The sequence below is a fragment of the Blastococcus sp. TML/C7B genome, assembly GCF_016612845.1.
Lineage (GTDB): Bacteria > Actinomycetota > Actinomycetes > Mycobacteriales > Geodermatophilaceae > Blastococcus.
Genome location: NZ_JAEOAA010000001.1, coordinates 63,566 through 79,208, shown reverse-complemented (window position 1 = coordinate 79,208; position 15,643 = coordinate 63,566). Strand labels below are relative to the sequence as shown.

At 73.3% G+C, this 15,643-nt stretch carries 14 protein-coding genes and 2 pseudogenes; 6 read left to right on the top strand and 10 right to left on the bottom strand.

Annotation, left to right across the window (positions count from 1 at the left end; translation table 11 throughout):
• Positions 1–18: 18 nt before the first annotated feature.
• Positions 19–1,758, bottom strand: a complete 1,740-nt coding sequence (locus tag JKP76_RS00365; protein ID WP_200489096.1) for an AMP-binding protein — start codon at positions 1,756–1,758, stop codon at positions 19–21.
• Positions 1,759–1,852: 94 nt separating this feature from the next.
• On the opposite strand from JKP76_RS00365, the gene JKP76_RS00360 reads away from it, so the two are divergent.
• Positions 1,853–2,707: a patatin-like phospholipase family protein gene (locus JKP76_RS00360; RefSeq protein ID WP_200489095.1), complete on the top strand. Its 855-nt coding sequence runs from the start codon at positions 1,853–1,855 to the stop codon at positions 2,705–2,707.
• A gap of 3 nt (positions 2,708–2,710) precedes the next feature.
• On the opposite strand, the gene JKP76_RS00355 is transcribed toward JKP76_RS00360, so the two are convergent.
• On the bottom strand, positions 2,711–4,282 hold the full coding sequence (locus tag JKP76_RS00355) for a long-chain-fatty-acid--CoA ligase (RefSeq protein ID WP_200489094.1): 1,572 nt from the start codon (positions 4,280–4,282) through the stop codon (positions 2,711–2,713).
• 63 nt (positions 4,283–4,345) lie between these two features.
• Entirely contained in the window at positions 4,346–4,987 is a 642-nt protein-coding gene (locus JKP76_RS00350) for a TetR/AcrR family transcriptional regulator (protein WP_200489093.1), read from the bottom strand.
• 207 nt (positions 4,988–5,194) lie between these two features.
• On the opposite strand from JKP76_RS00350, the gene JKP76_RS00345 reads away from it, so the two are divergent.
• The gene (locus tag JKP76_RS00345; protein ID WP_200489092.1) at positions 5,195–6,097 is read left to right on the top strand and encodes an enoyl-CoA hydratase-related protein; all 903 of its coding nucleotides are present in this window, start codon (positions 5,195–5,197) and stop codon (positions 6,095–6,097) included.
• A gap of 39 nt (positions 6,098–6,136) precedes the next feature.
• On the opposite strand, the gene JKP76_RS00340 is transcribed toward JKP76_RS00345, so the two are convergent.
• A complete protein-coding gene (locus JKP76_RS00340; protein WP_200489091.1) occupies positions 6,137–6,652 on the bottom strand; it encodes a MarR family winged helix-turn-helix transcriptional regulator in 516 nt (171 codons plus the stop codon).
• 88 nt (positions 6,653–6,740) lie between these two features.
• Between JKP76_RS00340 and JKP76_RS00335 the strand changes: the two genes are divergently transcribed.
• The 4 genes and pseudogenes from JKP76_RS00335 to JKP76_RS00320 all read left to right on the top strand — a co-directional run bounded on the left by JKP76_RS00335 (position 6,741) and on the right by JKP76_RS00320 (position 10,558).
• On the top strand, positions 6,741–7,301 hold the full coding sequence (locus JKP76_RS00335; protein WP_200489090.1) for a YceI family protein: 561 nt from the start codon (positions 6,741–6,743) through the stop codon (positions 7,299–7,301).
• Between the two features lie 182 nt (positions 7,302–7,483).
• Positions 7,484–7,831 carry a hypothetical protein gene (locus tag JKP76_RS00330; RefSeq protein WP_200489089.1) on the top strand — a complete coding sequence of 116 codons (348 nt, stop codon included), beginning with the start codon at positions 7,484–7,486 and terminating at the stop codon, positions 7,829–7,831.
• A 101-nt stretch (positions 7,832–7,932) separates the two neighbouring features.
• Positions 7,933–9,826: pseudogene (typA, locus tag JKP76_RS00325) on the top strand (translational GTPase TypA).
• 294 nt (positions 9,827–10,120) lie between these two features.
• Positions 10,121–10,558: a DUF5994 family protein gene (locus JKP76_RS00320; RefSeq protein ID WP_309232940.1), complete on the top strand. Its 438-nt coding sequence runs from the start codon at positions 10,121–10,123 to the stop codon at positions 10,556–10,558.
• 75 nt (positions 10,559–10,633) lie between these two features.
• Here JKP76_RS00320 and JKP76_RS00315 read toward each other — a convergent pair whose 3' ends face one another.
• From JKP76_RS00315 to JKP76_RS23715, 6 genes and pseudogenes are all read right to left on the bottom strand, one after another.
• The gene (locus tag JKP76_RS00315; RefSeq protein WP_200489087.1) at positions 10,634–11,656 is read right to left on the bottom strand and encodes a sulfite exporter TauE/SafE family protein; all 1,023 of its coding nucleotides are present in this window, start codon (positions 11,654–11,656) and stop codon (positions 10,634–10,636) included.
• 226 nt (positions 11,657–11,882) lie between these two features.
• Positions 11,883–13,307, bottom strand: coding sequence for an MFS transporter (locus JKP76_RS00310; protein ID WP_309229496.1), 1,425 nt, complete (start codon positions 13,305–13,307; stop codon positions 11,883–11,885).
• Positions 13,308–13,317: 10 nt separating this feature from the next.
• A complete protein-coding gene (locus tag JKP76_RS00305; protein ID WP_200489086.1) occupies positions 13,318–14,319 on the bottom strand; it encodes an inorganic phosphate transporter in 1,002 nt (333 codons plus the stop codon).
• Positions 14,320–14,324: 5 nt separating this feature from the next.
• Positions 14,325–14,942 (bottom strand): DUF47 family protein, encoded by a 618-nt coding sequence (locus tag JKP76_RS00300; protein WP_200489085.1) that lies wholly within the window; start codon positions 14,940–14,942, stop codon positions 14,325–14,327.
• A gap of 107 nt (positions 14,943–15,049) precedes the next feature.
• Positions 15,050–15,169 carry a hypothetical protein gene (locus JKP76_RS23720; RefSeq protein ID WP_375335633.1) on the bottom strand — a complete coding sequence of 40 codons (120 nt, stop codon included), beginning with the start codon at positions 15,167–15,169 and terminating at the stop codon, positions 15,050–15,052.
• 229 nt (positions 15,170–15,398) lie between these two features.
• Positions 15,399–15,614: pseudogene (locus JKP76_RS23715) on the bottom strand (sigma factor); the annotation flags it as partial.
• Positions 15,615–15,643 lie beyond the last annotated feature (29 nt).

The following is a 15,643-nucleotide window of genomic DNA, read 5'->3' as shown; positions in this document are numbered from 1 at the left end:
GTGGACAGGGGGTCGGCGTCAGCCGCCGACCTTCTCGCGCTCCAGGGCGGCGAGCTCGCGCTTGAGCACCTTGCCGGCGGCGGAGACCGGGATGGCGTCGATGAAGACGACGTCGCGCAGCCGCTTGTAGTGCGTCACCCGGTCGTTCACCGTGGCGAGCACCGACTCGAGGGTAAGCGCGGCGCCCGCGGCGTCGTCCTTGCGCACGATGTAGGCGACCGGCAGCTCGCCGGCCTCCTCGTCGGGGCGGCCGACGACGGCGGCACCGGCCACGCCCGGGACGCCGAAGAGGATCTCCTCCAGCTCGCGCGGGTACACGGTGTAGCCCTTGAAGATCAGCATGTCCTTGGTGCGGTCGACGATCGCCAGGTAGCCGTCCTCGTCGAGGATGCCGACGTCGCCGGTGTGGAACCAGCCGTCGGCGTCGATGACCTCCGCGGTGGCCTCGGGCCGTCCGGCGTAGCCGCGCATGACCTGCGGGCCGCGGATGCAGACCTCGCCGCGCTCGCCCTGCGGCAGGGCCTCGCCGGTCTCCAGCGAGCGGATGCTGATCTCGGTGTCGAAGACCGGCACGCCGACGGTGCCCGGCTTGCGTGTCCCGGAGAGGAAGGACGGGTTGCTCGTGGCCATCATCGTGACCTCGGTCAGCCCGTAGCCCTCGCCGATCTTGGCGTTGGGCAGCGTCGCCTTGAGCTTCTCGATCAGCGGGACCGGCAGGGGGGCCGCGCCGCTGGAGACGCCGCGCACGCCGGACCAGTCGCCCTCGGTGAAGGCGGGCACCTGGAGCAGCGCCACGAAGATCGGCGGCGCACCGCCGATCGAGGTGACGTCGTATCGGGCCATGTCCGCGACATAGGCGGCCGGGTCGAACCGGGCGTGGATGACCACGGTGGTGCCGCTGAGCACCATGCCGTTGAGGTAGCCGACGGCGCCCATCGCGTGGAACCAGGGCGTCAGGTTGATGATCCGGACGGTGCCCAGCGGCACCGGGTACTCCTCGGCGCTGCACACCTGGCGGACCGTGACGTCGCCGTGCTCGTCGAGCTCCGGCAGCGCGCCGTTGCTCCAGCACGCCGACTGCAGCACGTTGGTGACGACGTTGCGGTGCAGGATCTCGACGCCCTTGCTGACGCCGGTCGTGCCGCCGGTGTAGGCGAGGTGCGCCAGGTCGGTGTCCACGTCGACCGCGGCGTCGAGGTGCCGGTCGGTGGGGTCGCCGCCCAGCAGGTCGGCGGCGTCGACGTCGCCGTCGGCGAGGTCGAGGCGGGCGGTGAAGTCCCGGGCGTGCACGTCGCCGGTGACGATGACCGTCGTGACGGGGGAGGCGGCCAGTGCCGGGCGCACCAGCGGCAGCACCTGGTCCCAGGTGATCAGCGCGGTGGCGCCGGCGTCGGTGAGCTGCGCGGCGAGGTCGGCGGCCGGGAGCAGCGGGTTGGTGGGGGAGAAGGTCGCCCCCGACAGCATGATCCCGAAGTAGAGCGCCGGGTACTGCAGGCAGTTCGGGATGTGCAGGGCGACGACGTCGCCGCGGCCGATGCCGTGGTCGGCCAGCCAGCCGGCGACGGCGTGCGCCCGCTCGCCGAGCTCGGTGAAGGTGATCGGCCGGTCGTGCTGGATGAAGGCCGTCCGGTCGCCCCACCGCCGGACGCCCGCCCGGAGGATCGAGCCCACCGGCACCGCGGGGTAGTCCAGCGACCGCGGCAGCCCCGGGGGCCAGCTCGCGGTCGTCGTGTCGGGTGCCGGCTGCGGTGCGGTCATGCCCATCCCTTCGTGGCGGTGCTCCCCGGTCGGGACACCCCCGACAGGGTGGCCCACACCACACGGGCTGTCGAGCGTCTGTGACCATCAGTGGATGAGCGACCAGCGCACGGCCCTCGTCCTCGGCGGCGGCGGCATCACCGGCATCGCCTGGGAGATCGGCCTGCTGGCCGGTCTGGCCGAGGCCGGCGTCGACCTCACCACCGCCGACCTCGTCGTCGGCACGTCGGCCGGGTCGGTGGTCGGTGCGCAGGTGACAAGCGGCGCCGAGCTCGAGGCGATGTACGCCCGCCAGCTCGAGCCGCCGGCGCAGGAGAAGGTGGCGCGCATGTCGCGGGCGAACCTGGCCCGCTACGCCTGGGCGATGCTGGTCAGCCGCGGCCGCGACGAGGAGTTCCGCCGCCGGGTCGGGCAGGTGGCGCTGGCCGCGGAGAAGGCCGGGCTGACACCGACCGAGCAGGAGCGGCTCGACGTCATCGGCGGGCGGCTGGTCGGTCGCGACTGGCCCGAGCGGCAGCTGACCGTCACCGCGGTCGACGCCGCCACGGGGGAGTTCCGCGCGTTCGACCGCGACTCCGGAGTCCCGCTGGTCCAGGCGGTCGCCGCGAGCTGCGCCGTCCCGGGCGTCTACCCGCCGGTCACCATCGACGGGCGGCGCTACGTCGACGGCGGGATGCGCTCGGCGGCCAACGCCGACCTCGCCCAGGGCTACGACCGGCTGGTCGTGCTCGCCCCCATCGCGCGCGGCATCGGGCCGATCACCAGCGTCGACGCGCAGGTGACCGGGATGGTGTCCGCGCGGGTCGCCGTCGTCTCGCCGGACCAGGGCAGCAGGGCCGCGATCGGCCGCAACGTGCTCGACCCCGCGGCGCGCGCGGGGTCGGCGCGCGCCGGCCGGGCCCAGGCCGCGACGGTGCTCGAGCGGGTGGCCGAGGCCTGGACCGGCTGACCGCTAGACGACCGGCTCGGCGACCAGCGAGCCGGCGGAGTGCTCCTGGCGCAGCGCCGTCTTGAGCACCTTGCCGCTCGGGTTGCGGGGCAGCGCGCCGACGACGGAGTACTCACGCGGGTTCTTGTAGCGCGCCAGCCGCTCCCGGCACCACGCCGCGAGCTCCTCGGAGGTCGGCGGGTCCTCGGCGTCCCGCGGGGCGACGACGGCCAGCGGCGCCTCGCCGTACTTCGCGTCCGGGACGCCGATGAGCGCGACCTCGGCGACCTTGGGGTGCGCGGCGAGCACGTCCTCGACCTCGGCGCAGTAGATGTTCTCCCCGCCGGAGATGATCATGTCCTTCTTGCGGTCGACGACGTAGAAGTAGCCGTCCTCGTCCTGGCGCACGAGGTCGCCGGAGTGGAACCAGCCGCCGTGGAACGCTTCCGCCGTCGCCTCCGGCTTGCCCCAGTACTCCTTCATCACCATCGGGCTGCGGTAGACGATCTCGCCCACCTCGCCGCGGGGGACGTCCTGCATCGCGTCGTCCACCACCCGGACCTCGACGTTGAGGATCGGGGTGCCGATCGAGCCGATCTTGCGCACCGAGTCCTCGCCGCGCAGCAGGCAGGTGACCGGGCTGCACTCGGTCTGCCCGAAGGCGGTGATCACCTCGGCCTGCGGGAACGCCTCGATCAGCCCGCGCAGCAGCGTGGTGGAGGCCGGCGCCGCGCCCCAGGAGATCCGCCGCAGGTGCGAGAGGTCGCGCTCCGCGAGGTCGGGGACGGCGAGGACGGCGGCCCACATCGCGGGCACCAGGAAGATGTTGGAGACCTTCTCCCGCTCCATCATGTCCAGCGTCTCGGCCGGGTCGAACGAGCCGGACCGGATGATCACGTGCGTGCCGCCCAGCAGCAGCGGCGGCATCCCGCCGGCGAGCCCGGCGATGTGGAACAGCGGCGCGCCGGGCACGCCGACCCGGTCCTCGGGGTCCGAGCCGAGGGTGGCCAGCTGGCTGAACACGTGCATGAGCAGGTTGCGGTGGGTGAGCACCGCGCCCTTCGGCCGGCCGGTGGTCCCCGAGGTGTACATGAGGAAGGCCGGGTCCTCCTCGGCGACGACGACGTCGAGCGGCTCGTCGCCGGCGGCGGCCAGCGCGTCCTCGTAGTCCCCGCCGATCACCAGCGTGCTGGTCACCGACGGCGACTGCGCCCGCGCCTTCTCGCCGACCTCGGCCAGGGCGGTGTCGACGACGAGCGCCACCGCGCCGGAGTCGGTGAGCACGTAGGCGACCTCGTCGGGCACCAGCCGGAAGTTGACCGGGACGACGATCGCGCCCAGGCGCACGCCGGCGAGGTAGGCCTCCCAGGTTTCCATCCCGTTGAGCGCCAGCACCGCGACGCGGTCGCCCTGGCCGACGCCGCGCTCGCGCAGGGCGCGGGCCAGCCGGGTCACCCGCCGGTCGAGCTCGCCGTAGGTGCGGCCCGCCCCGTCGAAGCGCAGCGCCGTGGCGTCGGGGATCGTGCGGGCGTGCCGCGCGAGCTGGTCGCTCAGGGTCATGCCGCGGCCCTGCAGGACGGGGATCTCGACGGTCACGCAGTCTCCTCGGGGTGGGGCCGGGTGTGATCTGCGTCATGCTGGCCGGGACCGGCCGGGGGGTCAAGCCTCGGCGTCGAGGCCCAGCAGGCGGGCGGCCAGCCGCTTCCAGACCGGGAGGTGCGGATCGGTGGCCGCCGGCCGCTCCTCGAAGGCGTAGACGAGCGCCACCCCGCGCATGCTGGTGAACAGCAGCTCGGTGAGGTCGGGGTAGACCGGCGAGGCGGCGAACTCCGGGCCCCAGATGCCGTCGCCGACGGCGCTCATCGCCGCGCGCAGCCGGCCCTCGCCGCCGCGCAGCGCCGCGCGCAGGGCGGGGTCGGTGCGCGCCGCCGTCCACAGCTCGGCCGCCGCCCAGAACGGCGGCTCCTGGAACGTGGCCCACATGAGGTCGATGGCGCGGTCCACCCGCTCGCGGCCGGTGGGCCCGTCGGCCATGAGCGCCACCGAGCGCTCGCGCACCTCGTCGAGCTTCGTCGTCGCCAGGTGGTCGGCGGCGGCCACGAGCAGCTCGGCCCGCGAGGGGAAGTGGTGCAGCAGCCGGCCGCGCGAGACGCCGGCCCGCGCCTGGACCGCCAGGGTCGAGGCGCCGGCGTAGCCGTCCTCCACCAGGCAGGCGACCGCCGCGTCGAGGATCAGCAGCCTGCTCCCGGCGGTGCGCGCGGACCGGGACCGGGGCCCCGTCGGCTGCTCGAGGACGGTCATGGCTCGAACCTAGGCGCGGACGGCGGCTTCCGACAGTCACCGTTGACTGCCGTTCCTCACCGGTGCCAGGCTGCCCGCGACCCCGCCCCCGGACTTCCGGTACCGAAAGTCCGGTCGGGGGAGGGACTTTCGGTACCGAAAGTCCGGTCGGGGGAGGGACTTTCGGTACCGAAAGTCCGGTCGGCGGCGTGCGCACCAGGACGGGAGATGGCGTTGGAACTCACCGAGCTCCGCTACGAGGTCGCCGACCGGATCGCCACCGTGCACCTGCACCGACCGGACCGGCTGAACGCCTTCACGCCCACCATGGCCGCCGAGCTGACCCGGGTGGCGGCCGCCGCCGATGCTGACGACGACGTGCGCGTGGTCGTCGTCACCGGCTCGGGCCGCGGCTTCTGCGCGGGTGCCGACCTCTCCGGCGGGCCCACCAGCTTCGCCGACCGGCGGGACCGGGTGCTGCCCGAGGGTCCGCTGCGGCAGACGATCGGCGGCTACCGCCGGGACGCCGGCGGGGTCTCCGCGCTGGCCTTCGCCGCCCTCCGCAAGCCGGTCATCGCCGCGGTCAACGGGCCGGCGGTGGGCGTCGGCGCGACCCTCACGCTGCCCATGGACATCCGGATCGCCGCCGAGTCGGCGCGGTTCGGCTTCGTCTTCGGCCGGGTCGGCCTCCCACCCGAGGCTGCTTCGTCGTGGTTCCTGCCCCGGGTCGTGGGGATCAGCCAGGCGATGGAGTGGGTGGCCACCGGCCGGGTCTTCGACGCCGCCGAGGCGCTGCGTGGCGGGCTGGTCTCCCGCGTCGTCCCGGACGAGGAGCTGCTGCCGACCGCGTACGCCCTGGCCCGCGAGATCGTCGTCAACACCAGCGGGGTCGCCGTCGGCGCCGCCCGCCAGCTGCTGTGGTCGATGCTCGGAGCGCCGTCGCCCTGGGACGCGCACCGCGCGGACTCGCGCGCCGTCGTGGAGCTCGGCGAGGGCGCCGACAGCGCCGAGGGCGTGGCGGCGTTCCTGGAGAAGCGGCCGGCGGAGTTCACCGCGCCGCTCGGTGACGGCCCGATCGCCGGGGTGCCGCGCTGGCCGGCGCCGCCGCCGGACCTGGCGCCCGGCGACTGATCCGGTCGCCCCACCGCACCGCTCGGGAACAGGTGCTCGTCAGCGGAGGGGGCGCAGCGCGGTCTCGTCCAGGTGGGCGAGCAGCGTCTCGCCGAGGTCCCGCATGTTCTCGACCTGCTGCGGGCTGAGCTGGTCGAACAGGTGGGTGCGGACGCTCTCGACGTGGATCGGCGCGGCCGCCTCCAGTGCGCCGAACCCCTCGTCGGTGAGGACGGCGAGCTGGCCGCGACCGTCCTCGGCACAGGTCTGCCGGCGCACCCAGCCGCGCTCCTCGAGGCGGGAGACCGCGTGCGAGAGCCGGCTGCGGGAGGAGAGGCAGCGGTCGGCGAGCTCGCTCATCCGCATTCGGCGGTCGTCGGCCTCGGAGAGCGCCACGAGGATCTCGTAGTACGCGTGGGAGATGCCGGTGGCCTGGGTGAGCTCGCGGTCGAGGCGGTCCTGCAGCAGCTGCGCGCTGTAGAGCCAGGCCCGCCAGGCGCGCTGCTCGTCGGCGTCCAGCCAGCGGGCGGCGGCGGTCGGGACGCTGTCCGGGGCGGGCGACACGTGCGCGGTCATGCCGACATCCTACCGGCGGAATAGTTCAGCGCTCAACTACGCTAGGCTCGAGCAAGAAGGTCAAACGCTCAACGACATGGAGGACACCATGACCAGCACGCTCCGACAGATCCCCGGTTACGTCGTCGGCACCTGGGACATCGACGCCAGCCACTCGACCGTGGGCTTCTCCGTCCGCCACATGATGGTCAGCAAGGTCCGTGGCTACTTCCGCGAGTTCTCCGGCGTGCTCGTGACCGCCGAGGACCCGGCGCAGTCGTCGGTCACCGCCACGATCGACATGGACTCCATCGACACCCGTCAGGAGCAGCGTGACGCGCACATCCGCTCCGCCGACTTCTTCGACGTGGGCAACCACACCGTCATGACCTTCCGCTCGACGGCCGTCGTCGCCAAGGGCGAGGACTGGACCATCGAGGGCGACCTGACCCTCAAGGGCATCACCAAGCCGGTCACCCTGGAGCTCGAGCTCAACGGCTTCGGCCCGGACGCCTACGGCGGCACGCGCGCCGGCTTCAGCGCCAAGACCGTCATCTCCCGCTCCGCCTTCGGCGTCGACATCGACATGCCCATGGACGGCGGCGGCGTCGTCGTCGGCGACAAGATCAACGTCGAGCTCGAGATCGAGGCCGTGCTCCGCGCCGCCTGATCACCCCCGCTCTCCCCGAGAGGCCCCGGACGCATCGTGCGTCCGGGGCCTCTCGCGTCCTCCCTCACCGGAGCGCGTCCTCCCTCACCGGAGCGCGTCCTCCCTCACCGCACACCACGAGGGAGGAAGCGCCATGATCAGGTGACCTGATCCCAGCGGGGCGGGTCGGGGACACTGGGGGCATGACGACCAGCAGCCTCGTCCGCACCCGGTTCCCGTCCGCCGTCCTCGTCGCCGTCGGCCTGGCCGCCGGGTTCGGTCTCGCGCAGGGCACCGGCATCCGGGCGCTGGGCGGCGCGGTGTTCGCCGCCGCCGGGCTCGCGGCCGGGGTGCTGTGGCTGCGCCGGAGGGGGCCGGCCACCGCCGTCGCGCTCGCCGCCCTCTACGTCGGCGCTTTCGTGCTGGCCCACGTGCTGGCCATCGGGGTCGGGATGTCGGCCTGGCTGGCGGTGAGTCTGGTCACTCTGACCGCTGCGGGGGTCACCTTCGGGGTGGCCGATGCCCCGCGCGAGGGCTCGCCCGTCGGTTGAGCGACTACTCTGGGAAGGTCGCCGGGCCGGCGGCCGTTGAACGAGATGCCGCGCGCTGACGCAGCGGCGTCCCCCGAAACCCTTCTGAGGTGCCCTTCCGCATGCCCACCCGCGACGACCTGCGCAACGTGGCGATCATCGCTCACGTCGACCACGGCAAGACGACCCTGGTCGACGCCCTCCTCCGCCAGGCAGGCGCCCTCGGGCGCGCCAAGGGCGAGGGGACGGACAACGACACCACGCAGGACCGCGTGATGGACTCGATGGACCTCGAGCGCGAACGCGGCATCACCATCCTGGCGAAGAACACCGCCATCCACCTGGCCGACGAGAACGGCAACCCCGTCGTCGTCAACATCGTCGACACCCCCGGTCACGCCGACTTCGGTGGCGAGGTCGAGCGCGGCCTGTCGATGGTCGACGGCGTCTGCCTGCTCGTCGACGCCTCCGAAGGCCCGCTCCCGCAGACCCGCTTCGTGCTGCGCAAGGCGCTGGGCAAGGGGATGCCGGTCATCCTCGCGGTCAACAAGACCGACCGCTCCGACGCGCGCATCGCCGAGGTCGTCGACGAGTGCTACGAGCTGTTCATGGAGCTGATGGAGGACGCCGGCCTCGACGCCTCCGCCCTCGAGTTCCCGATCGTCTACTGCAGCGGCCGCTCCGGGAAGGCGTCGCTGACCCGCCCGGAGAACGGCGAGGAGCCCGACAGCGAGGACCTCGCCCCGCTGGTCAAGACGCTGCTGGACACCGTCCCGGCGCCGGTCTACGACGCCGAGGAGCCGCTGCGCGCGCAGGTCACCAACCTCGACGCCTCGCCCTACCTCGGCCGCCTGGCCCTGCTGCGCATCCACTCCGGTGAGATGAAGAGCGGCCAGCAGGTCGCCTGGTGCCGCACCGACGGCACCATCAAGAACGTCAAGATCACCGAGCTGCTGGTCACCGAGGGCCTCACCCGCACCCCGGCCGCGAGCGCCGGCCCGGGCGAGCTCGTGGCCATCGCCGGCATCGAGGACGTCATGATCGGCGACACCCTCGCCGACCCGAGCGACCCGCGCCCGCTGCCCCCGCTCACCGTCGACGAGCCGTCGATCTCGATCACCATCGGGATCAACACCTCGCCGCTGTCGGGCAAGTCGGGCAAGAAGCTCACCGCCCGCCTGATCAAGAACCGGCTCGACCAGGAGCTCGTCGGCAACGTGTCGGTCCGCATGCTGCAGACCGACCGCCCCGACACCTGGGAGATGCAGGGCCGTGGCGAGCTGGCGCTGGCCATCCTCGTCGAGCAGCTTCGCCGCGAGGAGTTCGAGCTCACGGTCGGCCGGCCCACCGTCGTCACCAAGACGATCGACGGCAAGCTGCACGAGCCGGTCGAGCGGGTCACCATCGACACCCCCGGCGAGTACGTCGGCACGCTGACCCAGGCGCTGGCCACCCGCCGCGGCCGCCTGGAGAACCTGGTGCACCACGACACCGGCTGGGCGCGGATGGAGTACATGGTCCCGTCCCGCGGGCTCATCGGGTTCCGCACCGAGTTCCTCACCGAGACCCGCGGTACCGGCGTCCTCAACCACAACCTCGAGGGCTACGAGCCGTGGCTGGGCGACATGCGCGCCCGCCCGACCGGCTCGCTGGTCGCCGACCGCCAGGGCGTGGCGACGACGTACTCGATGTTCTCGCTGCAGGAGCGCGGCCAGCTCATGGTCCAGCCCGGCACCGAGGTCTACGAGGGCATGATCGTCGGTGAGAACTCCCGTCCGGACGACATGGACGTGAACATCACCAAGGAGAAGAAGCTCACCAACATGCGCAAGAGCACCTCCGAGGAGCTCGAGCGCCTGGTGCCGCCGCGGATCCTGAACCTGGAGCAGGCGCTTGGAGTTCTGCGCCGAGGACGAGTGCGTCGAGGTCACCCCGGCCACCGTCCGCATCCGCAAGGTCGTGCTCGACCAGACCGAGCGCGGCAAGGCGAAGAACAAGAAGCCCAAGCCCGTCTGATCGACCGGCTCACGGAGGGCCCCCGGCGCATCGCGCCGGGGGCCCTCCCTGCTTTCCCCGAGAAGAGCCGAGGGGGAGTGGTCGGGAGGTCACGAATCGTGATGACCGGCCGCAGGGGTGCGGCGCGCCGGTCGTGTGGTCCGTGGGGCGGGTGTGTCGCGACGCCTACGTTCTCCTCGGGGTCATGGGTCATGACTCCGGGGGACGAGTGCACGAGAGGCGGCCGCACGCATGACGACGATCACCCGAACGGCTCCGGTGGAGAACAGCTTCCGGGGCGGGATCGATGTCCGGGTGAGCCTGCGGGAAGGCGCCGGTGACGGCGGCTCCGCCTTCGACGGCGCGTGGTTCCCGCGCAGCCACGACCTCGAGGCCGAGCTGCCCGAGCTCATCGCCGAGCTCGACCGCCGCGGGGTGCGGATCGAGCGCTTCACCTACTCGCTGGACGCCTGGGACCGGCCCACCGCCCGCAAGCTCGTCGTCCGCGACCGCGTCGTGCGCACCGGCGGCTTCCGCAGCATGGACCCGCTCGTGGTCTGCCTGACCTGGGACGGCGGCGCCCGGCGCGCCGACCTGCTCGTCGTGCCGCCGGAGACCGACGTCCTCACCGGCGCCCGCGCGCTGCGGCTGTGCACCCGCCGCGGGCTGCCCCGCTCGCCGCAGATGGTCCTGGCCGCCGCGCGGTCCACGCCGCTGCCGCAGGTCCCGCAGGCGTACCGCCGGGCGGTCTGAGCGCCCCCAGGACGAGGCGAGGCCCCTCCCGGCAGTGCCGGGAGGGGCCTCGCGTGCGTCGTGCGGGGAGCGGCGTCAGTCGCGCGGGGCGCTGGGCCGGCCGGCGGGCACCGGCTCGACCGCGGACTCGGCCACCTCGACGACGACGTTGCGGTCCCCGGCAGCAGCCGCGGCCGCCTCGCTGACCGCGGCCGCCTCGGCTTCGGCGGTGAGGGCGTCCGCGGACTCGAGCGCGGCCTCCTGGCGGTACTGGCGGAACGAGTGCGTGACCGCCAGCGCCCAGATCACGTAGAGCACCGCGTAGACGGCGTAGCGGGTGGCGTCGTCGGCGTCGATCCAGTCGCTCTTGAGCAGCGTCCGGGTGTTGGTCAGCACGATGAGGCCGCCGACCAGCGAGCCGAGCATCCGCGGCGGGATGTGCCGCACCAGCCAGGCCGCGAGCGGCGCGGCGATCGAGCCGCCGATCAGCAGGGCGGCCACCCAGGTGAAGTCGATGCCCTGCGAGCCGAGCGCGAAGAGGAAGCCGAGGCTGGCGGCCAGCGCGACGAGGAACTCGGCGGTGCTCACCGAGCCGATGACCTTGCGGGGCTCCATCCGTCCGCTGGCCAGCAGGGCCGGCGTGCCGACCGGCCCCCATCCGCCACCGCCGGTCGCGTCGACGAAGCCGGCCACCAGGCCCAGCGGGCCGAGGAAGCGCGTGCGGACCGGCTTGCCGAGGTTGCGCCGGTTGATCCCGCGGAGGGTGAACCGGATCAGCAGGTAGATGCCGAGGGCCAGCAGGATGAGCGACATCACCGGGGCGGCGACCTCGGTGGACAGGTTCGACAGCACGGTGGCGCCGGCGAAGGCGCCGACCGCGCCGGGGATGCCGATCTTCGCGACGACCTTCCAGTCGACGTTGCCGAACTTCCAGTGCGCGAGGCCGGAGGTCAGCGTGGTCCCGATCTCCGCGAGGTGGATCGTGGCGGAGGCGGCGGCGGGGCTGGTGCCGATGGCGAGCAGCAGGGTCGACGACGTGGCGCCGTAGGCCATGCCGAGGCTGCCGTCGACGAGCTGGGCGCCGAGGCCCACGAGGGCGAGCAGGACGAGCGTCTTCACGGGAACGGACTCCGGGTCGCGAGGAGGGGCGCGGGCGCGCGGGGGCCCACGGGAGAGCGAGTCGAACGGCGCCGGGTACGGCGCGGGAGGTCAGCGGCCCGGACAGGCGGCGGTGCAGACGCGCAGCAGGTCGACGTGCAGGCGGCTCACCAGGAGCAGCGTCGTCGGTCGCGTCACGGCGCTATGTCTACCAGACCGATGCACTTAGGCGTACGGCCCGTTCCGGTCAGTGGGACGGCTCGCGCAGGAGGTCGTTGCGGATCGTCATCCACGCCCCGGCTGCCCCGACCGCGAACAGGCCCGCGCACACGGCCATGGCCGCCCGGTAACCGCCGGTGAGCGCCTCGGGGTCGACGTAGTCCGCGCCGGAGAGCCCCACGACCACGGGGAGCGCGGCGACCGTGAGCAGTTGCGCGGCGCGCGCCACCGCGTTGTTCACGCCGCTGGCCACCCCGGCCAGGGCGTCGGGCGCCGCGCCCAGGACGCTGGCGGTCAGCGGCGCCACGGTCAGCGCCATCCCCAGCCCCTGCAGGACGGTGCCGGGCAGCACCTCCAGCCAGTACGGGCTCCCGCCGTCCACCCCGACCAGCAGCAGCGTGCCGACGGCGACGGTCAGCGGGCCGGCGCTCATCGGCAGCCGCGGCCCGATCCGGGTCGCCAGCGCACCGGCGCGGGGGGACAGCAGCGTGATCAGCAGGATGGTCGGCAGGGTCGCGGCCCCCGCCGCGGTGGCGCCGTAGCCGAGCACGCCCTGCAGCTGGAGCACTAGGAACAGCGAGCTGCCCCCGAGCGCCCCGTAGACGGCCAGGGTGGTCAGGTTGGCGCCGGTGAACTGCCGGTCGGCGAACAGCCGCGGCGGCAGCATGGGGGAGGGCGTGCGCCGCTCGCGGACGACGAACAGCGCCCCGGTACCGGCCGCGACGACGGCGGAGACGACGACGGCGGGGCCGCCCTGCTCGCCGGCGGTGATGAGCGCGTAGGTGAGCGCGCCGAGGGCGACCGCACCCAGCAGCGCGCCGGGGGCGTCGAAGCGGCCGTGCGGGCCGGGGTCCCGGCTCTCGGGCACGTGCCGCCCGGCGACGGCGACGACGAACAGCGCCAGCGGCACGTTGAGCAGGAAGACCAGCCGCCAGCTGACCAGGTCGATGAGCGCGCCGCCCAGGAACGGCCCGACCAGCCCCGCGACGCCGGACAGCGACGACCACACCCCGATCGCGGGCGCGCGGTCGCTGGGGCGGAACGAGGCCTGGATGAGCGCGAGGCTGCCCGGGGTCAGCAGCGCGCCGCCGACGCCCTGGAGCGCGCGGGCGGCGATCAGCTGGCCCGGGGACTGCGCCAGCCCGCAGAGCAGCGAGGCGGCGGCGAACCAGGCGACGCCGACGAGGAAGACCCGCCGCCGCCCGTAGCGGTCACCGAGCGAGCCGCCGAGCAGGATCAGCGCGGCCAGCGGCAGCGTGTAGCCGTTGATGATCCACTGCAGGTCCGACAGCGACGCGCCGAGCTCGCGACCCAGCGTGGGCAGGGCGACCTGGACGGCGGTGGCGTCGAGGAACGCCATGCCCGAGGCGAGCACCGTGGCGCTGAGCAGCCACCGGCCCGACGCCGTCCCCAGGGCGACGGTGGACGGAGCGGCGTCAGCGGGCCCGGCCACCGGAGGGGTCCTAGCCGACCGCGAAGTCGGTGATGAAGAAGGCGACGGCGGCGACCGCGGCGGCGGCCGGCAGGGTCACGACCCAGGCGACGACGATGTTGCCGGCCACGCCCCAGCGGACCGCGGACAGCCGCCGCGTCGAGCCCACGCCCATGATCGAGGTGGTCGTGATGTGCGTCGTCGACACCGGGACGGCGAAGACCGTCGCGGTCGTGACCATCACGCCGGACGCCACCGTCTGCGCGGCGAAGCCGCCGGCGGGCGTGAGCTGGATGATCCCGCGGCCCAGGGTGCGCATGATGCGGAAGCCGCCGGCGTACGTGCCGGCGCTGATGGCGCCGGCCGCGGCCAGCACCACCCAGAACGGGACGGTGAAGTCGTCGATCTCGCCGGCGGTGAACAGCGCCAGCGTGATGATGCCCATCGTCTTCTGGGCGTCCTGCATGCCGTGGCCCAGCGCCATGGTCGCCGAGCTGATGATCTGGGCGTACCGGAAGTTGCGGTTGGCCCGGTGCTGGTTGGCGCGCCGGAAGGTCCAGAGGATCGTCAGCATGAAGAGGTAGCCGAGACCGAAGCCGACCAGCGGCGACACGATCATCGGGATGACGACCTTGTCCAGGACGCCCATCCACTGCACGGAGTGCGCCGCGGCCAGCGCCGCACCCACGAGGCCGCCGATCAGCGCGTGGGAGGACGACGACGGGATGCCGTACCACCAGGTGATCAGGTTCCAGACGATCGCGCCCACCAGTGCGGCGAACACGATCTCCAGCCCGTTGTTGCCTTCGGGAGGGTCGATGATCCCGGCGCCGACGGTCTTGGCGACCTCGGTGGAGAGCAGCGCCCCGACCAGGTTCATGACCGCCGCGAGGGCCAGGGCGACGCGCGGGGTGAGCGCCTTGGTCGACACCGCGACGGCGATCGCGTTGGCCGCGTCGTGGAAGCCGTTGGTGTAGTCGAACGCCAGCGCCACCACGACGATGATGATCAAGCCGAGGAAAGCCGCATCCATGCGGCTCAGGACTCCTTGACGGCGATCGTCTCGACCACGTTGGCGACGTGTTCGAAGTGGTCGGCCGCCTCCTCGAGCTGGTCGGCGACCTCCTTGAGCTTGAGGATCTCGAGGGCGTCGAACTCGCCGCTGTAGAGCCGGGAGAGCAGCCGCCGGTAGAGCTTGTCGGCCTCGTTCTCGATCCGGTTCACCTCGATCCAGTAGTCGGAGAGGTCCTTGAGCGTCCTGAGCCGGGGCATCGCCTCGGCGGTGACCTGCGCGCAGCGCTGCAGCAGCGCGGCCTGCTGGCTCATCTCGGCCGGGAGGGTGCCGAGGCCGGTGAGGATCACCAGGTCGGCGGCGGCCTCGATGGCGTCCATGACGTCGTCGAGGTAGCTGGCCAGGTTGTAGATGTCGTCGCGGTCGAACGGCGTCACGAAACTGGTGTTGAGCTGCCGGAAGATCGCATGGGTGGCCTGGTCGCCGACGTGCTCCAGCTCGCGGAGCTGGACGGCCAGCTCGGCGCGGCGCGCGTGGTCGTGGACGAAGTCGCCGAGGACCTCGGTCGCCTGCACCAGGTTCTCCGCGGAGGCGGTGAACAGGGGGTAGAACGTCGAGTCCTTGGGCGTCAGGCTGAAGGGCACGCGGGGCTCCGATTCGGTGTGGGCACCGGTCGCCGCCGCACGGGGGTGGACACACGACCGTCCGGCATCCTAGGTCGCCCCCCGGTCACCTCTCCGACACCGGGGCGTCACCTGTGAGCGACGTCGCCCTCCGCGCCGTGGTCCTCCACCCGGGCGAGCGAGCCGACCAGGTCGGCCCGCCCGCGGGCCACGCGGGAGCGGATCGTCCCGACCGCGCAGCCGGCCACCTCGGCGGCCTCGGCGTAGGACAGGCCGAGCAGTCTGGGTGAGCACGAACGCCTCGCGGCGGTCGGGCTCCATCCGGGCCAGCAGGTCGGCCACGCCGGCGCCCTCGCCCACCGGGTCGGCACCCCCCGCGGCGGGGAGCGCGGCCAGGTCGACGTCCTCGGTGACGAACGCCTGGCGACGGCGGCGCCGGCTGCGGACGGCGTCGGCGCAGGTACGGCGGGCGATGGCGAGCAGCCAGGTGCGCAGGGAGGACCGGCCCTCGAAGCGGTGCAGCGAGGAGAACGCGCGCAGGTAGGTCTCCTGCGTGAGGTCGTCGGCCGTGCCCGGGTCGCCGAGGGCGGCGCAGAGCCGCCAGACGTCGGACTGGGTGGCCCGGACGAGGGCCGCGGCGGCGAGGGGGTCGCCGGCGGCGGCGTCGGCCGCGAGGGCGTCCAGCTCGTCCATGCCCCCATCCTCCCGCACCGCGGGCCGGG

What these genes read in the sequence shown, in the direction of transcription:
- JKP76_RS00365 (WP_200489096.1), bottom strand. Translation starts at nt 1,758, where the DNA reads ATGACCGCACCGCAGCCGGCACCCGACACGACGACCGCGAGCTGGCCC.
- JKP76_RS00340 (WP_200489091.1), bottom strand. Translation starts at nt 6,652, where the DNA reads ATGACCGCGCACGTGTCGCCCGCCCCGGACAGCGTCCCGACCGCCGCC.
- JKP76_RS00305 (WP_200489086.1), bottom strand. Translation starts at nt 14,319, where the DNA reads ATGGATGCGGCTTTCCTCGGCTTGATCATCATCGTCGTGGTGGCGCTG.
- JKP76_RS00335 (WP_200489090.1), top strand. Translation starts at nt 6,741, where the DNA reads ATGACCAGCACGCTCCGACAGATCCCCGGTTACGTCGTCGGCACCTGG.
- JKP76_RS00330 (WP_200489089.1), top strand. Translation starts at nt 7,484, where the DNA reads ATGACGACCAGCAGCCTCGTCCGCACCCGGTTCCCGTCCGCCGTCCTC.
- JKP76_RS00360 (WP_200489095.1), top strand. Translation starts at nt 1,853, where the DNA reads ATGAGCGACCAGCGCACGGCCCTCGTCCTCGGCGGCGGCGGCATCACC.
- JKP76_RS00350 (WP_200489093.1), bottom strand. Translation starts at nt 4,987, where the DNA reads ATGACCGTCCTCGAGCAGCCGACGGGGCCCCGGTCCCGGTCCGCGCGC.
- JKP76_RS00345 (WP_200489092.1), top strand. Translation starts at nt 5,195, where the DNA reads ATGGCGTTGGAACTCACCGAGCTCCGCTACGAGGTCGCCGACCGGATC.